This is a genomic window from Vreelandella halophytica, from assembly GCF_968193635.1.
Genome location: NZ_OZ309107.1, coordinates 68,025 through 88,372, shown reverse-complemented (window position 1 = coordinate 88,372; position 20,348 = coordinate 68,025). Strand labels below are relative to the sequence as shown.

Below are 20,348 nucleotides of genomic sequence, written 5' to 3'. Positions count from 1 at the left end.
CAATCCTCAAAATAATTTGATTAAAGAATCTGTTTAACTTGCCCAAGTGTTACTTGGCCATAAACGGCGCCAAGGTCCAGTCGAACGTCACCACTATCAGAGTTCGGTGTAACACGATTGACGAGCGCATAATTAAGTGTGCTGGAGTCGATTGGCTCACCTTGTGAGTCAAGCGCCTCTAACTGCACGGTATAACGTCCACTCGCTGCCGCGACCCCTTGATCATTCAGACCATTCCAATCAAATGATTGAACACCGGCCTTGAGCGCACCCAGATCATATTGGCGGATCACCTGGCCACCTTCGCCAACGATCGTCGCTTTTACATTCGACGCCGGACGGTCCAGCTCGATACCAAAAGGCGTTGCATGGGTGCTGCCGTCGCTAGCTTGCTCTAACAAAACCTGCCGCCCAGGCACCATGACACCCTTGCCAATCAGGCCACTTGCTTGTAGCGCCTGGTTGGCATCCATCTGGGCGGTAATACCCTTGAGCGTTGAGTTCAGCTCTTCGATACCGCTGACGGTGTTGATTTGGGCCAGCTGCGAGGTCATCTCCGCGTTTTCCATCGGATTGAGCGGGTCCTGGTTTTGCAGCTGGGTGACCAGCAGCGTCATGAAGCTGTCGCGCATTTCCTGGGACTGGCTGGCGGACAGGTTGGCCGCCCGGCCACCGCCGTTGACGCTATTGATAATGCTTGAATCGATATTCATGTTTAGCCCTCACCGAGCGAGAGTGTCTGAACCATCATCTGTTTGGTGGTATTGAAGACTTCCACGTTGGCCTGATACGAGCGCGAGGCGGAAATCATGTTGACCATTTCGTGCACCGGCTCGACGTTGGGTTTGGCAACGTAGCCTTCTTCATCGGCGGCCGGGTGACTGGGCATGTACTGAAGACGCAGCGGTGAATCGTCCTCCACGACCTCGGTCACCCGAACGCCGCCTACGCCATAGCGGTTGTTCTGCGCCTGGGTTTCGAACATCACTTGTTTCGCCCGGTAGGTCTCGCCGTCGGGGCCGGCGATACTATCGGCGTTGGCCATATTGCTGGCGGTTACGTTCATGCGCTGCGCCTGGGCGCTCAAGGCAGAGCCTGCAATATCAAAAGCTGAAAACATCGACATGGCTTATTCGCTTCTCCTGAGAATCGGTTATTCCGGCTGCATCGCGTTTTTCAGCCCTTGAATGCGGCGATTCATGATCGTAAGGCCCGCCTGATAGCGAAGGGCGTTATCGGTAAACTGCGACCGCTCCCGGTCCATATCCACGGTGTTGCCGTCCAGGCTTGGCTGGTCGGGCACCCGGTAAAGCAGATCGGTGCTGGCCGCCCCGCGCCAGGTAGCGCCCTGGGCTTCGATATGACGCTCCGAGGTGCGGGCCAGCGCCACGCCACCGTTTTGCTGAGCGCCCTGCCCGGCTTTCACTGCTTTGTTCAGCTCGCTGGCGAAGTCGATATCGCGCGCCTTGTAGTTCGGCGTATCGGCATTGGCGATGTTGCCCGCCAGCACTTCGTGACGCGACTGGCGAAGGCTCAGGGCGCGCTGGTGAAAATTGAATGCGGATTCGAGTTGGTCGATCATGCCGTCCCTCGTTTGCTGAGAGGCAAAGGTAATTCGGTCGTTTCTGAGGGTGCATAATAGGGAAGCGCACTCAAACTAAAGCATGGAACAAATGCCTTTTACCCCAGTATTTCGCATGATGTAGGACCGACGTTTGCATTAAACTTCTGCCTATCAGCTAGCGCTCGCTGGCTTGGCCTCCTTTCTATCAAGCGATGACTCCCATGCCCCATTCGCCTTTTCAGGCGCTACGCGACCTATCACTGGTAATCAAACTATTGGCGGCGATCACACTAGGGCTGATGACCACCCTGCCGGCCTACGCCGAGGATCAACCGCTCATCGAGACCGTACAAAACTTCCTTTACCAGCAAACCCAGTCTCTGGGCGAGGAGGTAGTGATCGATGTTTCGCCGCCATCGGCCCATTTGCCTGCCTGCATTGCGCCGGAACCTTTTTTTCCTAACGCCAACCAAACGCCTTTAGGGCGCGTGTCGGTGGGGGTGCGCTGCGGCGAGGGCCGCCGCCAGGTGCGCTACATTCAGGCCCAAGTGGATGTGATGGGAAGCTACCTGGTCGCCGCCCAGGACATTGCGCGGGGCACGCTTGTCACGGCGTCGATGGTGACACAGCGCCAAGGCAACCTGGGCGAGCTTGCAAACAATGCCTTGACCGATGAAGATGCTATTATAGGGTTGGTTGCCCAGCGCCCCATTCGCAGCGGCGATGTATTTCAGGCGCATTCGCTCCAGGCGCCGGATCTGGTGGAACGCGGGCAGCGTGTGACGGTCATAGCACAAGGTTCGGGCTTTCGTGTGGCCCGGGAAGGTGAAGCACTCGAAAGCGGTGCCTTGGGCGCACGGATTCGCGTACGTTTTGACACTCGCGAGCTGGTGACCGCCCGCGTTTCCAGCCAGGGTGTTTTGACGGTAGATTTTTAAGTTAACGTCTAAAGTCCTCTGTATCGGTGCCGATACTCTGTATAACGGCACAGAGCCATCGCGTTTAGAACGCTTTAACGTTGACGATGAGGCCCACAACGTGAAAATTGATAATTTGAATCCGCTGTTACGCACCAATCAGCCACAGCAGCGTGATGACACTCAAAAGGTCGGCGGCGCTCAGTCATCGCCCGAAGGCAGTACCACTCGCGAATCCACGCGTCTTAGTCAGATGCACATGGATGATTCGCAGGATATCGACATGACCAGAGTGGAAGAGCTTCGCGAGGCCATTCGTGACGGAAGCCTCGAAGTTCGCGCCGACCGTATCGCAGACAGCTTGATTGCCCAGCTAGGGGAGTAACCTGTTATGAGCCTTTCCCGGTTGCTGTTGGATCAGCATCAGCGCCTTGACGAACTCGTCGAGCTGCTTACCCAAGAGCAGGCTCAACTGATGCAGGGTGCGATCGACGGCGAAGTACTGGCCTCGCTGGCCGAAACCAAGCAGACCCTCTTGAGTTCGCTCGAGCGGATGGAAACGCTGCGCCGTTCGACGCAGCTGCGGCTGGGTTACGATGATGATGCCAGCGGTGCCTTTAAAGCCGCCGTCGATGCAGGCTGTCAATCCAGCTGGGAAAGCTTTTTGAATAAGAGCGAGCGCGCCGCACGCATGAACGCGCTGACCGGCGAAATGCTGTCGGTACGTATGAAGCACAATCAGGATATGCTGGGTTACATTCAGCAGATCGCCGAAAAAACGCTTTATCAGCCCAACGGGCGCAATCAGGCGCAATCCAGCCGTCTCAATACCTCTGCTTGACCCGCCAACTCTGCTATTAAATAGCCGAATCTCATAGCCAAACGCTTCAACAAGAACACGTATGTTCTAAGCTTGTTTTTATAAACAAGGAGCGTTGAATGCTTGATTACCTACCCGACGGGTTTACCGCGATCGTCACCGGCGCCAATGGCGGTATTGGCCATGCCGTCATCGAGTCGCTACTCGCCTCTACCCAAGTCGGCACCATTATTGCCGTTAGCCGTCGCAAAACGACGTTAGCAGACGCTCGCATCCTCTCCATCGCTGCCGATATCACCACCCAGGAAGGCCTCGACGCCCTGGTGAAGACGCTCGATGGCCGCCCTCTTCACCTGCTGTTCAATGCCCTCGGCACGCTCCACGACGACCAACACAACGTGCAGCCGGAAAAACGTCTCGAGCAGTTCGACGCCGACGCCTTCGCCCATGTGATGCACGTAAACGCGGCGACGCCGATGCGACTGTTGTCCGCTCTCAACGCCTCGCTAAAAGGCCATCACCCGAGCATTATTGCCAGCCTATCCGCTCGGGTCGGCTCGATCGGTGATAACGGTTTTGGCGGCTGGTACACCTACCGAGCCAGCAAAGCGGCCCACAACATGCTAATGAAAACCGCCTCTATCGAGCTTGCCCGGCTCAATAAACAGGCTATCGTACTCTGCCTGCACCCGGGAACTACCGACACCTCACTGTCCGAGCCGTTTCAAGCGCGCGTACCTGAGGACAAACTGTTCTCGCCGGCGTTTGTGGCCAAGCGCCTTTTACAGGTCATCGATCAGCGCACCCCCGAGGACACCGGCAGTTTCTGGGATTGGGCGGGCGAGCCGATCGAATGGTGAATGGTGAATGGTGAATGGTGAATGGTGAATGGTGAATGGTGAATGGTGAATGGTGAATGGTGAATGGTAGGAGCAGGCTTTAGCCCGCGATGCGGCGCAACGTGCCGCCGGGGTAGCGGCCGGCACGATGGGCACGGTGGCAAATCCAACCCCGGGCGGCTGATGCCGCCATCGCCCAATGAATTGGGCTCCTACAAGGCCGCAGTGACACCGAGGCCATTTGTGCCCCCGTTTTTGTAGGAGCAGGCTTCAGCCCGCGATGCGGCGCACCGCGCCGCCGGGGTGGCGGCGGCACGGGAACATTTCCTGCACACATAAAAAAGCCCCGAACACAGAGTGCTCGGGGCTTTTTCGAAGAGGTGCCTGACGATAACCTACTCTCGCATGGGGAGACCCCACACTACCATCGGCGCGTTGCGGTTTCACTTCCGAGTTCGGCAAGGGATCGGGTGGTTCACGCAAGCCATGGTCGTCAGGCGTAACTTTCAATGTATATCGGCTGACGGTTTTGTGATCGTTTCTTTTTTGCGTATCCGGTGCTCTGTCGAGCGTCGTTGTCACTGCAGGACCAGACCCCTTGGGTGTTATAGGGTCAAGCCTCACGGGCCATTAGTACACGTTAGCTCAACGCCTTGCAGCGCGTCCACACCGTGCCTATCAACCAGCTGGTCTCGCTGGGCCCTTCAGGAGGCTCAAGGCCTCGGGGATGTCTCATCTTGAAGGGGGCTTCCCGCTTAGATGCTTTCAGCGGTTATCCCGTCCGCACATAGCTACCCGGCAATGCCACTGGCGTGACAACCGGAACACCAGAGGTGCGTCCACTCCGGTCCTCTCGTACTAGGAGCAGCCCTTCTCAAACATCCAACGCCCACGGCAGATAGGGACCGAACTGTCTCACGACGTTCTAAACCCAGCTCGCGTACCACTTTAAATGGCGAACAGCCATACCCTTGGGACCGACTTCAGCCCCAGGATGTGATGAGCCGACATCGAGGTGCCAAACACCGCCGTCGATGTGAACTCTTGGGCGGTATCAGCCTGTTATCCCCGGAGTACCTTTTATCCGTTGAGCGATGGCCCTTCCATACAGAACCACCGGATCACTAGAACCTGCTTTCGCACCTGCTCGACGTGTCTGTCTCGCAGTCAAGCACCCTTATGCTCTTGCACTCATTGCACGATGTCCGACCGTGCTGAGGGTACCTTCGTGCTCCTCCGTTACTCTTTGGGAGGAGACCGCCCCAGTCAAACTACCCACCACACACTGTCCTCGATCCGGATAACGGACCCGAGTGAGAACACCAATGATGCCAGGCTGGTATTTCAAGGTTGGCTCCCTCCGAACTGGCGTCCGGAGTTCAAAGCCTCCCAGCTATCCTACACAGGCAACATCAGTATCCAGTGTGAAGCTATAGTAAAGGTTCACGGGGTCTTTCCGTCTAGCCGCGGGTACACCGCATCTTCACGGCGATTTCAATTTCACTGAGTCTCGGGTGGAGACAGCGTGGCCATCATTACGCCATTCGTGCAGGTCGGAACTTACCCGACAAGGAATTTCGCTACCTTAGGACCGTTATAGTTACGGCCGCCGTTTACCGGGGCTTCGATCAAGAGCTTCGCCTTGCGGCTAACACCATCACTTAACCTTCCGGCACCGGGCAGGCGTCACACCCTATACGTCCGCTTGCGCGTTAGCAGAGTGCTGTGTTTTTACTAAACAGTTGCAGCCACCTGGTATCTTCGACCGGTTCGGGCTAAAGGAGCAAGTCCTCTCACCCTAATCCGGCGTGCCTTCTCCCGAAGTTACGGCACCATTTTGCCTAGTTCCTTCACCCGAGTTCTCTCAAGCGCCTTGGGATTCTCACCCTGACCACCTGTGTCGGTTTGGGGTACGGTCGCATGTCATCTGAAGCTTAGAGGCTTTTCCTGGAAGCGTGGCATCAGTGACTTCCGGATCGTAATCCGTTCGTCTCGCGTCTCGGCTTTAAAGGGTCCCGGATTTACCTGAGACCCAGGCCTACTCGCTTTCACCAGGACAACCAACGCCTGGCTCACCTAGCCTTCTCCGTCCCCCCATCGCAATGACATCCGGTACGGGAATATTAGCCCGTTTCCCATCGACTACGCCTTTCGGCCTCGCCTTAGGGGCCGACTCACTCTGCTCTGATTAGCATCGAACAGAAAACCTTGGTCTTCCGGCGGGGGAGTTTTTCACTCCCCTTATCGTTACTCATGTCAGCATTCGCACTCGTGATACCTCCAGCAGACCTCTCGATCCACCTTCATCGGCTTACACGACGCTCCTCTACCGCTCATCCAGAGGATGAACCCGTAGCTTCGGTACCTGGTTTGAGCCCCGTTACATCTTCCGCGCAGGCCGACTCGACTAGTGAGCTATTACGCTTTCTTTAAAGGATGGCTGCTTCTAAGCCAACCTCCTAGCTGTCTGAGCCTTCCCACATCGTTTCCCACTTAACCAGGATTTGGGGACCTTAGCTGACGGTCCGGGTTGTTGCCCTTTTCACGACGGACGTTAGCACCCGCCGTGTGTCTCCCACGCTGCACTCACCGGTATTCGGAGTTTGCCTCGGGTTGGTAAGCCGGGATGGCCCCCTAGCCGAAACAGTGCTCTACCCCCGGTGGTGATACGTGAGGCGCTACCTAAATAGCTTTCGAGGAGAACCAGCTATCTCCGGGCTTGATTAGCCTTTCACTCCGATCCACAAGTCATCCAAATCTTTTTCAACAGATCCTGGTTCGGGCCTCCAGTTGATGTTACTCAACCTTCACCCTGCTCATGGATAGATCGCCCGGTTTCGGGTCTATATCCAGCGACTGGTCGCCCAGTTAAGACTCGCTTTCGCTACGCCTCCCCTATCGGTTAAGCTCGCCACTGAATATAAGTCGCTGACCCATTATACAAAAGGTACGCAGTCACCCAACAAGTGGGCTCCTACTGCTTGTACGCACACGGTTTCAGGATCTATTTCACTCCCCTCGCCGGGGTTCTTTTCGCCTTTCCCTCACGGTACTGGTTCACTATCGGTCAGTCAGGAGTATTTAGCCTTGGAGGATGGTCCCCCCGTCTTCAATCAGGGTTTCTCGTGCCCCGACCTACTCGATTTCACATGATCAGACTTTCGACTACGGGGCTATCACCCGCTACGGCCGGACTTCCCAATCCGTTCGTCTAGCCATTCACATGCTTAAGGGCTGGTCCCCGTTCGCTCGCCGCTACTGGGGGAATCTCGGTTGATTTCTTTTCCTCGGGGTACTTAGATGTTTCAGTTCCCCCGGTTCGCCTCGTATCCCTATGTATTCAGGATACGATACTGACCTTGTGGTCAGTGGGTTTCCCCATTCAGAAATGTCCGGGTCGCAGGTTGTTTGCCACCTCACCGAACCTTATCGCAGGCTACAACGTCTTTCATCGCCTCTGACTGCCTAGGCATCCACCGTGTGCGCTTCATTGCTTGACCCTATAACCCGAAGGAGTCTGGATCCCGCAATGACAACGATTGCCGGATACGCTTGAAACGTATCACAAAACAATTGCGTATCGAGATCACGCCACGAACACGCAAGCCCGGGGGCTCTTGTCTTCGTATCGTCATTCGATACTGTCAGCATGATATACATTGTTAAAGAGCGACTGTTCAATGAACAGTGATAAGGCGACGTACAACGTGCGACTTATCAATGGTCACGAAACAAACAAACGGTAGCGGAGATAATGGTGGAGCCAAGCGGGATCGAACCGCTGACCTCCTGCGTGCAAGGCAGGCGCTCTCCCAGCTGAGCTATGGCCCCATTATTGGCACTTGCCTCTCGGAATTTCATTCAGCACAAGGCATTTCATGGCGAAGCATAGCCTTCTATGCGAGTCATGAAATAACGCAGCGATGGATGAAATTTGGTGGGTCTGGGCAGACTCGAACTGCCGACCTCACCCTTATCAGGGGTGCGCTCTAACCAACTGAGCTACAGACCCAAGAGGGGATCGTGCATCAACCGTTTGCTCTATCACTTGATCAGGTAATTCATTGTGAGCGCTTGCCGGGAGGATGACGCATCGTTTAAGGAGGTGATCCAGCCGCAGGTTCCCCTACGGCTACCTTGTTACGACTTCACCCCAGTCATGAACCACACCGTGGTGATCGCCCTCCAAAGTTAGGCTAACCACTTCTGGTGCAGTCCACTCCCATGGTGTGACGGGCGGTGTGTACAAGGCCCGGGAACGTATTCACCGTGGCATTCTGATCCACGATTACTAGCGATTCCGACTTCACGGAGTCGAGTTGCAGACTCCGATCCGGACTGAGACCGGCTTTCCGGGATTCGCTTACTCTCGCGAGTTCGCAGCCCTTTGTACCGGCCATTGTAGCACGTGTGTAGCCCTACCCGTAAGGGCCATGATGACTTGACGTCGTCCCCACCTTCCTCCGGTTTGTCACCGGCAGTCTCCCTAGAGTTCCCACCATTACGTGCTGGCAAATAGGGACAAGGGTTGCGCTCGTTACGGGACTTAACCCAACATTTCACAACACGAGCTGACGACAGCCATGCAGCACCTGTCTCTGCGTTCCCGAAGGCACCCCGGAATCTCTTCCGGGTTCGCAGGATGTCAAGGGTAGGTAAGGTTCTTCGCGTTGCATCGAATTAAACCACATGCTCCACCGCTTGTGCGGGCCCCCGTCAATTCATTTGAGTTTTAACCTTGCGGCCGTACTCCCCAGGCGGTCGACTTATCGCGTTAACTTCGCCACAAAGTGCACAAGGCACCCAACGGCTGGTCGACATCGTTTACGGCGTGGACTACCAGGGTATCTAATCCTGTTTGCTACCCACGCTTTCGCACCTCAGTGTCAGTGTCAGTCCAGAAGGCCGCCTTCGCCACTGGTATTCCTCCCGATCTCTACGCATTTCACCGCTACACCGGGAATTCCACCTTCCTCTCCTGCACTCTAGCGTGACAGTTCCGGATGCCGTTCCCAGGTTGAGCCCGGGGCTTTCACAACCGGCTTGTCATGCCACCTACGCGCGCTTTACGCCCAGTAATTCCGATTAACGCTTGCACCCTCCGTATTACCGCGGCTGCTGGCACGGAGTTAGCCGGTGCTTCTTCTGCGAGTGATGTCTTCCCTGGCGGGTATTAACCGCCAGGCGTTCTTCCTCGCTGAAAGTGCTTTACAACCCGAAAGCCTTCTTCACACACGCGGCATGGCTGGATCAGGCTTGCGCCCATTGTCCAATATTCCCCACTGCTGCCTCCCGTAGGAGTTCGGGCCGTGTCTCAGTCCCGATGTGGCTGATCATCCTCTCAGACCAGCTACGGATCGTTGCCTTGGTGAGCCGTTACCTCACCAACCAGCTAATCCGACATAGGCTCATCCGATAGCGGGAGCCGAAGCCCCCTTTCTCCCGTAGGACGTATGCGGTATTAGCCTGGGTTTCCCCAGGTTATCCCCCACTACCGGGTAGATTCCTATGCATTACTCACCCGTCCGCCGCTCGTCAGCGTCCAGCAAGCTGGACCTGTTACCGCTCGACTTGCATGTGTTAAGCCTGCCGCCAGCGTTCAATCTGAGCCATGATCAAACTCTTCAGTTTAAAATCATTGTGATTCTTGCCTGTTGCTCGAAAGCAACAGAGGCGAATCAATCCTAGCTCAAGGTTCAAACGAATTTGAAGAATTCGAAAATTCTTCTTGTGCGCTTGCCTTGATATTTGGTGACTTGTCACCCTCATCGGCAAACGCCCACATGAATTACCTGATCAAATTGTTAAAGAGCGGTTTCGCTTCGACTAATACTTGACTCGATGACCTGAGCCGGTTGCCGTAGCGAGGAAGGCGTATTCTACGCTCATCCTTGAATTTGTCAACCGCCTATTTTGGCGAGTGAAGCGAGCGAACAAAAACCGCTAACTTCCTGACAAACCGAGAGTTTTCACTCTCATTCACCGCTGGCAACGCCTTGCGTCCCCGGCAGCGGATGCGTACTTTACGGCCTCGAAGGCTCGAGTGCAAGCGCTTTTTAAAATGGTATCAAAAACGCGCTCATGACCGCGTTGGGCGCCCTTCACCCCCTTTAGCCGTAGACGGGGTTAAACTGTTGAGCGTCACCGGCAAACTCCATACCCTTGGCCTATCGATACCGCAGGCGAGCCCGATGACCTACCCGCCCCTTTATTACCCGCGTCTAGCCGGTGCGCCCGCGCCCCTTAAAGCCATGATGGCTCAAGGGAGCATCCCGCCGGTAGATCATCGCGCCCCGAGCACTGCGCTATATATAAGCAGTGTTTCGCCATGAGTGCGCCGCGGCCACGCTACTGGCGCCTGCTATGGGGGCTTGCGCTTACGCTGGGGCTTGCCTTCAGCATGTGGCAGGCCGCCAGTTTTGCCCGAGAGCGCGCGCTTGGCGAGCTCGCGGAAGATGCCGAAAACGAGCTACGCCTGTCGGCGGCGAACCTCAACGGCTATTTACTGCGCTTTGACTACCTGCCGCCGATGCTTGCCACCCGCGAAGCCGTGCGGCGCTTTCTGGCATCGCCGCAGAGCCAGAATGCCATGGCGCTCAATATTTTGCTGGACCGGTTTCGCTTCACCACCGGGGTCTCGGATGTCTACCTGCTGGACCGGGCGGGCACGACCATCGCGGCCAGCAACTGGCACCGCCCCAATACGTTTATTGGCCACAACTACGCATTTAGAAGCTACTACCGCCAGGCCATTGCCGGCCAGCAGGGGCGCTTTTACGGTTTGGGCACCCAGTCCCAGGAGCGTGGCTACTTCTTCTCGGCCCCGGTATGGCTGGACGAGACCGATCCAAACGCCACGCCGGACGGCGTGATGGTCGTCAAGGTACTGCTCGATGAAGTCGAACAGAGCTGGGCCGAGCAGGACGCCGAACTACTGGTAACCGACAGCGACGACATCATCTTCATGGCCAGCCGCCCCGAGCTTCGCATGAGCGCTCTGCACCCGCTAAGCGCAGAACAGCGCGAAACCTTGAGGCGCACCCGCCGTTACGCCATGGAGCCTTTGAGTTATTCCGGCATCGTGGTGGAGGCCGGCGATGACGTCGAGAGCCGTTTGGTTAGCTTCGAGTCCGGGCCGCTTGCCGAAGGGCGCTACCTGAGTCTGACCCGCTCGGTGGTGGAGTTTGGCTGGCAGATGCATATTCTCAAACCGCTGACGCCGGTGGTGAGTGCCCAATGGGTCGCCGCCTTAATGGCTGGCGGGCTTTATGGCCTGCTGATACTAGGGGGCGGGATCGGCTGGCAGCGCCGCCGACTGCGCCGGGAGCGGGAAGCGTTTGCCGAGCGCGAGCGCCAGACCCTGGCGCGAGTACGTGACGAGCTGGAAGTCAGCGTTGCCCGGCGAACCCGCGACCTGGTCGCCAGCAACCAGCGTTTATCGAGCGAGATCGACGAGCGCCTGCGCGCCGAAGCCAACCTGCGCCAAACTCAGGACGAGCTGGTGCAGGCCGCCAAGCTTGCCGTGCTGGGACAGCTGGCGGCGGGCATCAATCACGAGCTCAACCAGCCGCTGGCGGCGATTCGCGCCTACGCCGAAAACGCCCGTCGCTTTATCGAACTAGCTCGCACTGAGCAGGCCGACGCCAACCTGGCCCAAATCGTCGAACTGACCGAACGCATGGCCGATATCAGCGCCCAGCTTCGCCAGTTTTCACGCAAGAGCAGCGAACGTCACGAAAGCATTGCCGTACAGGCGTGTATTCACTACGCACTGCGCCTGTTTCAAAGCCGCCTGCGCGAAGGCAACGTCGAAGTGATCGAGCGAATGCCCCAGGACACTCTCTGGGTGACCGGCGACCTGGTGCGTTTGGAGCAGGTATTAGTCAATCTGATCGGTAACGCCCTACAAGCCATGAAGACCCACACCTCACGAAGCGATGCGGCGCCCACGTTAACGCTGAGTGCCCAGAGAGAAGAGGATCGCGTGCATATCCACGTTGAAGATAACGGCCCCGGCATCGAAGAGGCGCATCTGGCTCAGATCTTCGAGCCCTTTTTCACCACCAAGGCGCCGGGCAACGGTTTGGGCCTGGGGCTTTCGATTTCATCGCGCATCATGGTGGATCTTGGCGGCACGCTTGGCGTGGCCAACACGCCCCAGGGCGCGCGATTTACCGTGACACTTGCCGTTGGCGGGCCGCCCGCCTCCAAAGACGCCCCGCCGCTGGAGAGCCATCATGCATGAGCCGACAACCCTGCCCGTCATGGTGATCGACGACGAGCCGCACCTGCGCATTACCGCCAGCCAAACCCTGGAGCTGGCGGGCTACACGCCGCACTGCTTCGAATCCGCCGAACAGGCACTGGCCGCCCTGCCCGACCACTTTCCCGGGGTCATCGTCAGCGACATTCGCATGCCGGGCATGGACGGCATGACGCTTTTGCACGAACTCAAACGGCGCGACCCGACGCTACCGATCATTCTGATTACCGGCCACGGCGATATCTCGACCGCCGTGGAAGCGATGCGCGCCGGGGCCTGGGACTTTCTGGAAAAACCCTTTGCCGGCGAGCAGCTGCTCGACGTGGTGCGCCGCGGGACCGAAAAGCGCCAGCTCAGCCTCGAGAACACCCGCTTGAAGGCGGAGCTCGAGGCGCAGCAGGCCGCGCTCGGCCCGCGACTCGTTGGGCGCACACCGGTGATTTCGCGCCTGGCCGCCATGATTCAGCGCATAAGCCAGGTAGAAGCCGACGTACTGCTGTTCGGGGAAACCGGTACGGGCAAGGACCTGGTCGCCCGAGCGATCCACGAGCGCAGCGCCCGGCGCAACAACCCCTTCATGGCGATCAACTGCGGCGCGGTGCCCGAGCACACCATCGAGTCCGAACTGTTCGGTCACGAGAAAGGCGCCTTTACCGGCGCGGTAGAGCGGCGCATCGGCAAGTTCGAGCACGCCAACGGCGGCACGGTGTTTTTGGATGAGATCGAATCCATGCCGCCGGCGCTCCAGGTGAAGCTTTTACGCGTGCTGCAGGAGCGCAGCGTCGAGCGACTGGGCGCCAACGAGACGGTCGGGCTGGATATTCGCGTGATCGCCGCGACCAAGGTGGACCTCAAGGCCGCCGCCGACGAAGGCCGCTTTCGCGAAGACCTCTACTACCGGCTCAATGTCGTGACCCTGCCGCTGCCCGCCCTGCGCGAACGCCGCGAGGACATTCCCCTACTGTTTCAGCACTTTGCCGTGGTGGCCGCCAACCGCAGCGGGCTGGAAGCGCCGACGCTGGACAACCACGCTGTGGCCACGCTACTGGCCCACGACTGGCCGGGCAACGTGCGCGAGCTTAGAAACCTGGCCGAGCGCTACGTGCTGCTGGGGGCGGCCTTCGACTACCGGCTGGACGTACTGCTTGCCGGTGAAGCGGCCAGCCCCCAGGAGCCCACGCTCTCCCGCCAAGTCGAGCTTTTCGAAAAAAGCCTGATCAGCCAGTCGCTGGCCCGCCACCACGGCCGGGTGACCGACGTATGCAGCCACCTGGGGCTGCCGCGCAAAACCTTCTACGACAAGCTGAAAAAGCACGGCCTGAGCGCCGAAGACTATCGCCACAGTAGCGACCCCTGATGCAAAAGCTGGCCCAGCACGTTCCAGGGCGGCACCCAGGGAATCAGCGTCATGAGCGCAATCAGCATCAAAAGATTCGACACCGGGCGGCGGCTGTCGCCCAGCTTCAACGCCGTACCAAAGGAGCGCTTTAGCCGCGCGCCTTCCAGGTCGACGCTGAAAAGCTCGTCGAGCCCCAGGTGAATCAGAAAGCCGAGCAGCACCCCCGCCCCGTGGGACCAGGCATTCCAGGGCGGCTGAAGCAGTACGTGGTAACTCAGCGCCGCGGTCGCTGACGAGCAGAGCGCCGCCGCCATCAGCGAATGCCAAATACCTCGATGCACCGTCAGTCTGGAGAACAGCAAACTCGCCAGGTAGCGCACGCCGAAGTAGATCCCGCCGCAGGCAACGAGCAGCGCACCAGGGCTCAGATAGGGTTGCAGCAGCAGCACGCCAAGCACCAGCGAGGGCACCGAAAGCAGGTTGAAAATCAAACGGATGGAGTGCGAACGGTCGGCGTCGATATCCGGCAAGATACCGCCGAAGGCCACCAGCACGACCATTAAAAGCGCCTGCGAGGGCGACCACCACTGGGCGTGATAGCCCGCAAACGCCAACAGCGTGCCGCCCGCTGCTGCCACGGTGATGTGCGTGCGAAAATTAGCCATAACGCGGCACCCTATAAAACTGTATAAATTAACAGATTATAGACTGCCGCGACACGATCAGGATAGAAAAAAGAGTGTCAGGCCAACCGTTTAGCGTTAATCAGGGTTCGGTTCGGCCAAAAACTGATCCTTGAGCTTCACGTAGTTGCCCGCGGTATAGGTAAAGAACTCGCGCTCTTTCTCCTTGAGCGGACGCAGCGCACTCGCCGGGCTGCCCGCGTAGACGTAGCCGCTTTTCAGCACCTTGCCCGGCGTGACCACGGCCCCCGCGGCGATGATCACCTCATCTTCGACCACCACGCCGTCCATAACGATCGCGCCCATACCGACCAGAATGCGATTGCCAAGCGTTGCGCCGTGCAGCAGCGCCTTGTGGCCAATGGTGACGTCGTCGCCCACGGTGAGCGGAAAACCCTCGGGGTTGAAGTCGCTTGAGTGGGTGATATGCAAGACGCTTCCGTCCTGAACGCTGACCCGGGCACCAAGGCGAATCTGGTGCATGTCACCGCGAATCACCGTCATCGGCCAGACCGAACAGTCGTCCCCCAGGACGACATCACCGATCACCACACTCGCCGGGTCGATGAACACCCGCTCGCCAAGCTTTGGGAAATACTCCTTGAACGCTCTCAACGCCTTGCTCATGTTGTCTCCTTTACATGTCCTGCGGGCTCAAGCCAACGACAGCACGCCGCCGATCAAAACCACCAGCGTTAACGGAATCGATACGAAGCGAAGCGTAGCACGCCACAGCCGGTAGCCACGACTGCCCCCGCCCAGCGCCTGGCTGCCCAGCGATTCGGGCAATACCCAGGCGGCAAAAGACGCGATCAAAAGACCGCCCAACGGTAGAAAGATATCCGGTGGAATCGAGCTTAGAAGCTCGAACACGTTGCGCCCCCAGAGCGGGCGGAATTCGCCAAGTGTCGAGAAAGAAAGCGCCGCCAGTACGCCCAAAAGCCACACGCTTGCCGCGACCAAGGCGGTACTTATGCTTCGCCGCCAGCCAAAACCGGTGAGCGTGGCGATCATGGGCTCGGCCAGGTTGATCGCCGAGGTCCAGGTCGCCAGTAGCAGCAGCAGGAAAAAGCCGCTGAGCCAAATGCTGCCAAAGGGCAGCTCGGAGAACGCGATGGGCAGTGTGACGAACATCAGCCCCGGGCCCTGGGCCGGGTCGAGCCCTTGGGCGAAGACGACGGAGAAGATCGCGATACCGGACAAAAGCGCCACGCTGATATCGAGCACGGCCACCGCAAAGGCCGCCTTCGTCAGGCTTTGCTTCTCGGGCATGTAGGCCCCGTAAGCCATCAGCGCGCAGGCGCCCACCGCCAGGGTAAAGAAGGCGTGGCCCATGGCGTGAAACACCACCGTCCAGTTGAGCACCTCTAAAGAGGGCAAAAAGAGCCACGCCAGCGCCTCATTGAAGCCATCGGTGGTCGCGCCGTAGCCCGCCAGCACCAGCAGCAGCACGTAGAGAATCGGCATCAAAAGGTTATTGAGCCGCTCCAGCCCTTTGGCCACCCCGGCGGCGGCAACCGTCATGGTCATGAACAAAAACAGCGAATGGTTGAACACCAAAAGCCCGGGGTTGGCCAAAAAGGCGTCGAATCTCTCCCCGATCGCCTGGGGGCTTTGCTGATAAAAGCTGCCGTTGATCGAGGCGACCAGAAACTCGATGGACCACCCCGACACCACCGAATAGAACGACAGGATGCAGAACACGGTCAGCGCGCCGAAAAGCCCCAAAAAGCGCCAGCGCGTGCTGGCCCCGGCGGCGGCGGCCAGCGCCCCCAGCGAGCGCATGGGGCTTTGCCGCCCGGCGCGGCCGATCAGAATTTCCGCCATCATCACCGGAATGCCCAAAAGCAGCACGAAGGCGATATAGAGCAGTAAAAACGCCGCCCCGCCGTTTTCACCGGCGATATACGGAAAGCGCCATATATTGCCAAGCCCGACGGCCGCCCCGGTCATCGCGAGGATAAAGGCGCGCCTGGACCCCCAGCGCTCTAACGTCTCGTTCATTCCCTTTCCCTACTCATGGCGGTATTGAAAGCCGGCAAGCCTAGCAGGCGCCCACCCAAAGACCAATTATCCCGGCGTTGGCTCGACCGTGGCATGCATTGGCCGCCCATTGGCGGCCCGGCCAAATATCACCGCTGTCATTGAAAGCGCGGGGCTTCGCCCGCACTCTGTCTTTATTGCTGAGTCTTTATTGCTGCGCGTTTTTTATTGCTGCGCTCCCGCGCTATTCAATCTTCAACGAGGTGTCTATGTCCCGCAATCCCCTGCTTGAGACACACGAGCTTCCCCCTTTCGCCGATATCCGTGCCGAGCACGTCGTTCCGGCCCTCGATGCGCTATTGAGCGAAAGCCGCGAAGCCATTGACCGCCGCGTCGCCCAGGCCGGTACTCAAGCGCCCACCTGGGACAACTTTGCCGCACCGCTCGAAGAGGTCAACGACCGCCTCTCCAAAGCATGGTCACCGGTGAGCCAGCTCAACGCCACCATGAACTCGCCGGAACTGCGCGAAGCCTATGAAGCCTGTATCGAGAAGCTCTCTGCCTTCGGTACCTGGGTCGGCCAGCACGAAGGGCTTTTTCACGCCTGGCAAGCGCTAAAGCAGGAGCCGGTCTGGTCGAATCTCGATAGCGGGCAACAGCGCACCGTGGATAACGCCCTGCGCGATTTCCGCCTGGCTGGCGTCGACCTGCCCGCGGATCAAAAAGCCCGCTACGGCGAGATCCAGGCGCGCCTGTCGAGCCTTTCCAACCAGTACTCCAACAACGTGCTGGACGCCACCCAGGCCTGGCACAAGGACATCGAAAGCATTGAGGCGCTCGCCGGTGTGCCCGAAAGCGCTCGGGAAACGCTAAAAGCCGCCGCCGAGGCGAAAGGTGTCGAGGGTTACCGGATCACGCTCGACTTTCCAAGCTTCTTCCCCGTGATCAGCTACGCCGACAGCCGCGCGCTCAGAGAAGAGGTCTACACCGCCTTCGTGACCCGCGCCTCCGACCAGGGCCCCAACGCGGGCACCTTCGACAACGCCGCGCTGATGGAAGAGATTCTGGCCCTTCGCCAGGAACTTGCCCACCTGCTGGGCTTCGATACCTACGCCGACTTGTCGCTGGCCACTAAAATGGCCGACTCGCCCAACCAGGTGCAAGCGTTTTTGAACGACCTGGCAAACCGCGCCAAGCCCCAGGCCGACGAAGAGTTCGACGAGCTGAGCCGCTACGCTCGCGACGAGCTGGGTATCGATACGCTCAAGCCCTGGGATGTGGCCTACGCAAGCGAGAAACTTCGCGAAGCGCGCTACGCGATCAATCAGGAGCAGTTGCGCCCCTATTTTCCCGCCCCCCACGTGGTCAACGGGCTGTTTCAAGTGCTGGAGCGCCTGTATAACCTTCAGGTGGAAGAGGACGTGGATGCGCCCCGCTACCACCCGGACGTGCGGTTTTACCGTCTGATGGAAAACGGCGCGCCGATTGCCGGCTTCTATCTTGACCTGTACGCCCGGGAAGGCAAACGGGGCGGTGCCTGGATGGCCGACTGCAGCGTTCGTCGCGAAACCGTCAACGGCCTGCAGTTGCCGATCGCGTTTTTGACCTGCAACTTCACGGCGCCGGTGGGGGACAAGCCCGCGCTTTTGACCCACGACGAAGTCACCACGCTGTTTCACGAGTTCGGCCACGGCCTTCACCACATGCTCACACGCCAAGCGATTGCCGATATCTCCGGCATCAATGGGGTGGCCTGGGACGCGGTGGAACTGCCCAGCCAGTTCATGGAGAACTACTGCTGGGAGCGCGAAGGCCTCGATCTGCTCGCACGCCACGTGGATACCGGCGAACCCCTGCCCCAGGCGCTGTTCGAGCGCCTGCTGGCGGCCAAAAATTTCCAGTCCGCGATGGGCATGATGCGCCAGATCGAGTTCTCGCTTTTTGATCTGCGCCTGCACTTTGAGCTCGAAGCGCCCGGGGCCGACGACGTTCAGGCACTGCTAAACGAGGTGCGTCAGCAAACCTCGGTGGTGCCCACGGTGGACTTCAACCGCTTCCAGAATAGCTTTAGCCATATATTCGCCGGCGGCTACGCGGCGGGCTACTACAGCTACAAGTGGGCAGAAGTGCTCTCGGCGGATGCCTGGAGCGCGTTCGAGGAAGCGGGTATTTTCGACCCGGCCACCGGCGCCCGCTTTCGCGAGGAGATTCTCGAGAAGGGCGGCGCGGTGGATGCCGCCGAGCTGTTCCAGGCGTTTCGCGGTCGCGAGCCAAGCGTCGAGCCGCTTTTACGCCATAGCGGCATCCGCGCCGCCTAAACCTTTTTTAGCGCCGCCCGCGTCACCAGGCGGCGCCACCTATCAACGAACAGAGCGCGGCCGCCGCTGCGCTCGGGAGCCTTCATGTGAGTGTAAAACGCTTTATTGCCGGCGTGATATGCCCGCGCTGCGCGGCCATGGATCGCATCCGCGCCTGGGAGCAGAACGGCATCCGCTATCGGGAGTGCGTCAGCTGCGATTTTTTCGAACAGTTACCCATCGAGGACGAAAACGGCGCGGAGCTCACCACCCGGGTCAACCAGGTGCGCGACGACCAGAAAAACCAGGACGTACAGCCAGTGAGGATTCTCGACCCCAAAAACAAACCCTGACCGGCCCGCGCGTCCATGGCCGTGCGCTTTCGACGGTTCGACGCTGAAATCTGTGTGGTTTTTCACACACCAAAACCGCACCCGTGTGCGGACTTCCAGCCAAATAAGGTCTGCCGGTTTTCTACCAAAGTGGCAGGCCTTTTTCATAACTAATTGATAGTTATACGGCAGAGCAGGATTGGCACGGCAATCGCTCTAATTAAGCTGTCTGACCTGATGCGCGACCCCGCTGTCCGCTCCTCATTTCAATAACAGCTTAGGAAACATCGCCATGCGCCAACTCATGCCTAAAACCGTCCTGTTTCTCGCCAGCGGCGCCCTCGTCGCGGCCGCCGGCAGCGCCCACGCTGACCGCAGCGAATGGCCGGAGAACTTTACCGTCGGCACCGCAAGCCAGGGCGGCACCTACTTCGTCTACGGCTCCGGCTGGGCCAACTTCATTGCCGACGAGCTCGGGCTTTCCGGCGGGGGCGAAGTAACCGGCGGCCCGACCCAGAACCTGGCGCTGGTACACAGCGGCGACATGGCGTTTGGCCTGACCACCATGGGGCCGGCTGCCGATGCGGTGAACGGCGAGAGCCCGCTGGCGCCGGGCCTTCAGATGGATAACGTCTGCGCGCTGTTCCCCATGTATGAAACGCCGTTTTCCATCACTGCGCTTTCAAGCTCCGGTATCGAATCGATTTCGGACATCCCCGACGGCGCGCGCATCGGCTTTGGCCCCGCCGCCTCGACCTCGGACACCTACTTTCCGGCGATGCTCGAAACCCTGGGCGTGAATTTTGATCGCCGTAACGGCGGCTGGTCGGACCTCGGCGGCCAGCTCCAGGATGGCCTTTTGGACGTCATCGCCTTCGCCGCGGGTATTCCGATTCCGGCGGTGAGCCAGCTCGAGGTGCAGACCGACGTCAACATCATCTCGTTTAGCGACGAAGAGCGCGCCACCGTGCTCGAAAACTACCCGGTCGCGGAGTTCGATATTCCCGCCAGCACCTACTCCACCCTGGACGAGGACTCCCACGTGGTGTCGATGTGGAACTTCGCCATGGCGGCCTGCGACCTGCCGGAAGACTTCATCTATGAAGTCACCAAGGTCACCATGGAGAACAATGACCGCATGCGCTCGATCCATAGAAGCGCCGAAACCACCATCCCGGAAAACATCGTGCACAACACCGTGTTGCCCTTCCACCCGGGTGCGGCACGCTGGTTCGAAGAGAACGGTTATGAGATCGACGAAGACATGATCAAGTAAGCCAGTACGGCTCCACGGCCCCGACCGGTTGCGCC

15 protein-coding genes, 2 tRNA genes and 3 rRNA genes are annotated in these 20,348 nt (G+C 58.9%); 9 read left to right on the top strand and 11 right to left on the bottom strand.

The genetic code is table 11. The annotated features are described in order from the left end of the window. Positions 1-20: 20 nt before the first annotated feature. The 3 genes from ACWHXT_RS00395 to flgB are packed head-to-tail and all read right to left on the bottom strand — an operon-like array spanning position 21 to position 1,582. Complete coding sequence (locus ACWHXT_RS00395) at positions 21-713, bottom strand: flagellar hook assembly protein FlgD (RefSeq protein ID WP_447956857.1); 693 nt, start codon at positions 711-713, stop codon at positions 21-23. Positions 714-715: 2 nt separating this feature from the next. Next, entirely contained in the window at positions 716-1,126 is a 411-nt protein-coding gene (gene flgC / locus ACWHXT_RS00390; protein ID WP_447927595.1) for a flagellar basal body rod protein FlgC, read from the bottom strand. A 27-nt stretch (positions 1,127-1,153) separates the two neighbouring features. Continuing rightward, positions 1,154-1,582, bottom strand: coding sequence for a flagellar basal body rod protein FlgB (gene flgB / locus ACWHXT_RS00385; RefSeq protein ID WP_447956856.1), 429 nt, complete (start codon positions 1,580-1,582; stop codon positions 1,154-1,156). A gap of 203 nt (positions 1,583-1,785) precedes the next feature. Between flgB and flgA the strand changes: the two genes are divergently transcribed. From flgA to ACWHXT_RS00365, 4 genes are all read left to right on the top strand, one after another. Further along, positions 1,786-2,502 carry a flagellar basal body P-ring formation chaperone FlgA gene (gene flgA / locus ACWHXT_RS00380; protein WP_447956855.1) on the top strand — a complete coding sequence of 239 codons (717 nt, stop codon included), beginning with the start codon at positions 1,786-1,788 and terminating at the stop codon, positions 2,500-2,502. A 100-nt stretch (positions 2,503-2,602) separates the two neighbouring features. Further along, entirely contained in the window at positions 2,603-2,866 is a 264-nt protein-coding gene (flgM, locus tag ACWHXT_RS00375; protein ID WP_447956854.1) for a flagellar biosynthesis anti-sigma factor FlgM, read from the top strand. A gap of 6 nt (positions 2,867-2,872) precedes the next feature. Further along, entirely contained in the window at positions 2,873-3,322 is a 450-nt protein-coding gene (locus ACWHXT_RS00370) for a flagella synthesis protein FlgN (protein ID WP_447894822.1), read from the top strand. 98 nt (positions 3,323-3,420) lie between these two features. Next, complete coding sequence (locus ACWHXT_RS00365; RefSeq protein ID WP_447956853.1) at positions 3,421-4,161, top strand: SDR family NAD(P)-dependent oxidoreductase; 741 nt, start codon at positions 3,421-3,423, stop codon at positions 4,159-4,161. 361 nt (positions 4,162-4,522) lie between these two features. On the opposite strand, the gene rrf is transcribed toward ACWHXT_RS00365, so the two are convergent. The 5 genes from rrf to ACWHXT_RS00340 form a co-directional block, all read right to left on the bottom strand. Further along, positions 4,523-4,638: ribosomal RNA gene (rrf, locus tag ACWHXT_RS00360) — 5S ribosomal RNA — on the bottom strand. A 111-nt stretch (positions 4,639-4,749) separates the two neighbouring features. Next, positions 4,750-7,640: ribosomal RNA gene (locus ACWHXT_RS00355) — 23S ribosomal RNA — on the bottom strand. Between the two features lie 255 nt (positions 7,641-7,895). After that, positions 7,896-7,971 (bottom strand) — tRNA-Ala (locus ACWHXT_RS00350). A 104-nt stretch (positions 7,972-8,075) separates the two neighbouring features. Continuing rightward, positions 8,076-8,152: transfer RNA gene (locus ACWHXT_RS00345), tRNA-Ile, on the bottom strand. A gap of 86 nt (positions 8,153-8,238) precedes the next feature. Further along, positions 8,239-9,771: ribosomal RNA gene (locus tag ACWHXT_RS00340) — 16S ribosomal RNA — on the bottom strand. The 16S, 23S and 5S rRNA genes sit together here with 2 tRNA genes alongside, the layout of an rRNA operon. Before the next feature lie 697 nt (positions 9,772-10,468). Here ACWHXT_RS00340 and ACWHXT_RS00335 point away from each other — a divergent pair. After that, positions 10,469-12,385 (top strand): sensor histidine kinase, encoded by a 1,917-nt coding sequence (locus ACWHXT_RS00335; protein WP_447956852.1) that lies wholly within the window; start codon positions 10,469-10,471, stop codon positions 12,383-12,385. Further along, the gene (locus tag ACWHXT_RS00330) at positions 12,378-13,760 is read left to right on the top strand and encodes a sigma-54-dependent transcriptional regulator (RefSeq protein ID WP_447956851.1); all 1,383 of its coding nucleotides are present in this window, start codon (positions 12,378-12,380) and stop codon (positions 13,758-13,760) included. Before ACWHXT_RS00335 ends, ACWHXT_RS00330 begins: the two co-directional genes overlap by 8 nt. Here the strand turns inward: ACWHXT_RS00330 and ACWHXT_RS00325 are convergent. The 3 genes from ACWHXT_RS00325 to ACWHXT_RS00315 form a co-directional block, all read right to left on the bottom strand. Further along, entirely contained in the window at positions 13,736-14,407 is a 672-nt protein-coding gene (locus tag ACWHXT_RS00325) for a metal-dependent hydrolase (RefSeq protein WP_447927590.1), read from the bottom strand. The two genes, ACWHXT_RS00330 and ACWHXT_RS00325, sit on opposite strands and share 25 nt — an antisense overlap. Positions 14,408-14,503: 96 nt before the next feature. Then, a complete protein-coding gene (locus ACWHXT_RS00320) occupies positions 14,504-15,052 on the bottom strand; it encodes a gamma carbonic anhydrase family protein (RefSeq protein WP_447927589.1) in 549 nt (182 codons plus the stop codon). A 27-nt stretch (positions 15,053-15,079) separates the two neighbouring features. Next, complete coding sequence (locus ACWHXT_RS00315; RefSeq protein WP_447956850.1) at positions 15,080-16,429, bottom strand: sodium-dependent transporter; 1,350 nt, start codon at positions 16,427-16,429, stop codon at positions 15,080-15,082. 248 nt (positions 16,430-16,677) lie between these two features. Here ACWHXT_RS00315 and prlC point away from each other — a divergent pair, with 248 nt between their 5' ends. From prlC to ACWHXT_RS00300, 3 genes are all read left to right on the top strand, one after another. After that, positions 16,678-18,726, top strand: coding sequence for an oligopeptidase A (gene prlC, locus ACWHXT_RS00310; RefSeq protein ID WP_447956849.1), 2,049 nt, complete (start codon positions 16,678-16,680; stop codon positions 18,724-18,726). An 86-nt stretch (positions 18,727-18,812) separates the two neighbouring features. After that, positions 18,813-19,058 carry a YheV family putative zinc ribbon protein gene (locus tag ACWHXT_RS00305; RefSeq protein WP_447956848.1) on the top strand — a complete coding sequence of 82 codons (246 nt, stop codon included), beginning with the start codon at positions 18,813-18,815 and terminating at the stop codon, positions 19,056-19,058. A gap of 271 nt (positions 19,059-19,329) precedes the next feature. Beyond that, a complete protein-coding gene (locus tag ACWHXT_RS00300; protein ID WP_447956847.1) occupies positions 19,330-20,313 on the top strand; it encodes a TAXI family TRAP transporter solute-binding subunit in 984 nt (327 codons plus the stop codon). Positions 20,314-20,348: the final 35 nt, after the last annotated feature.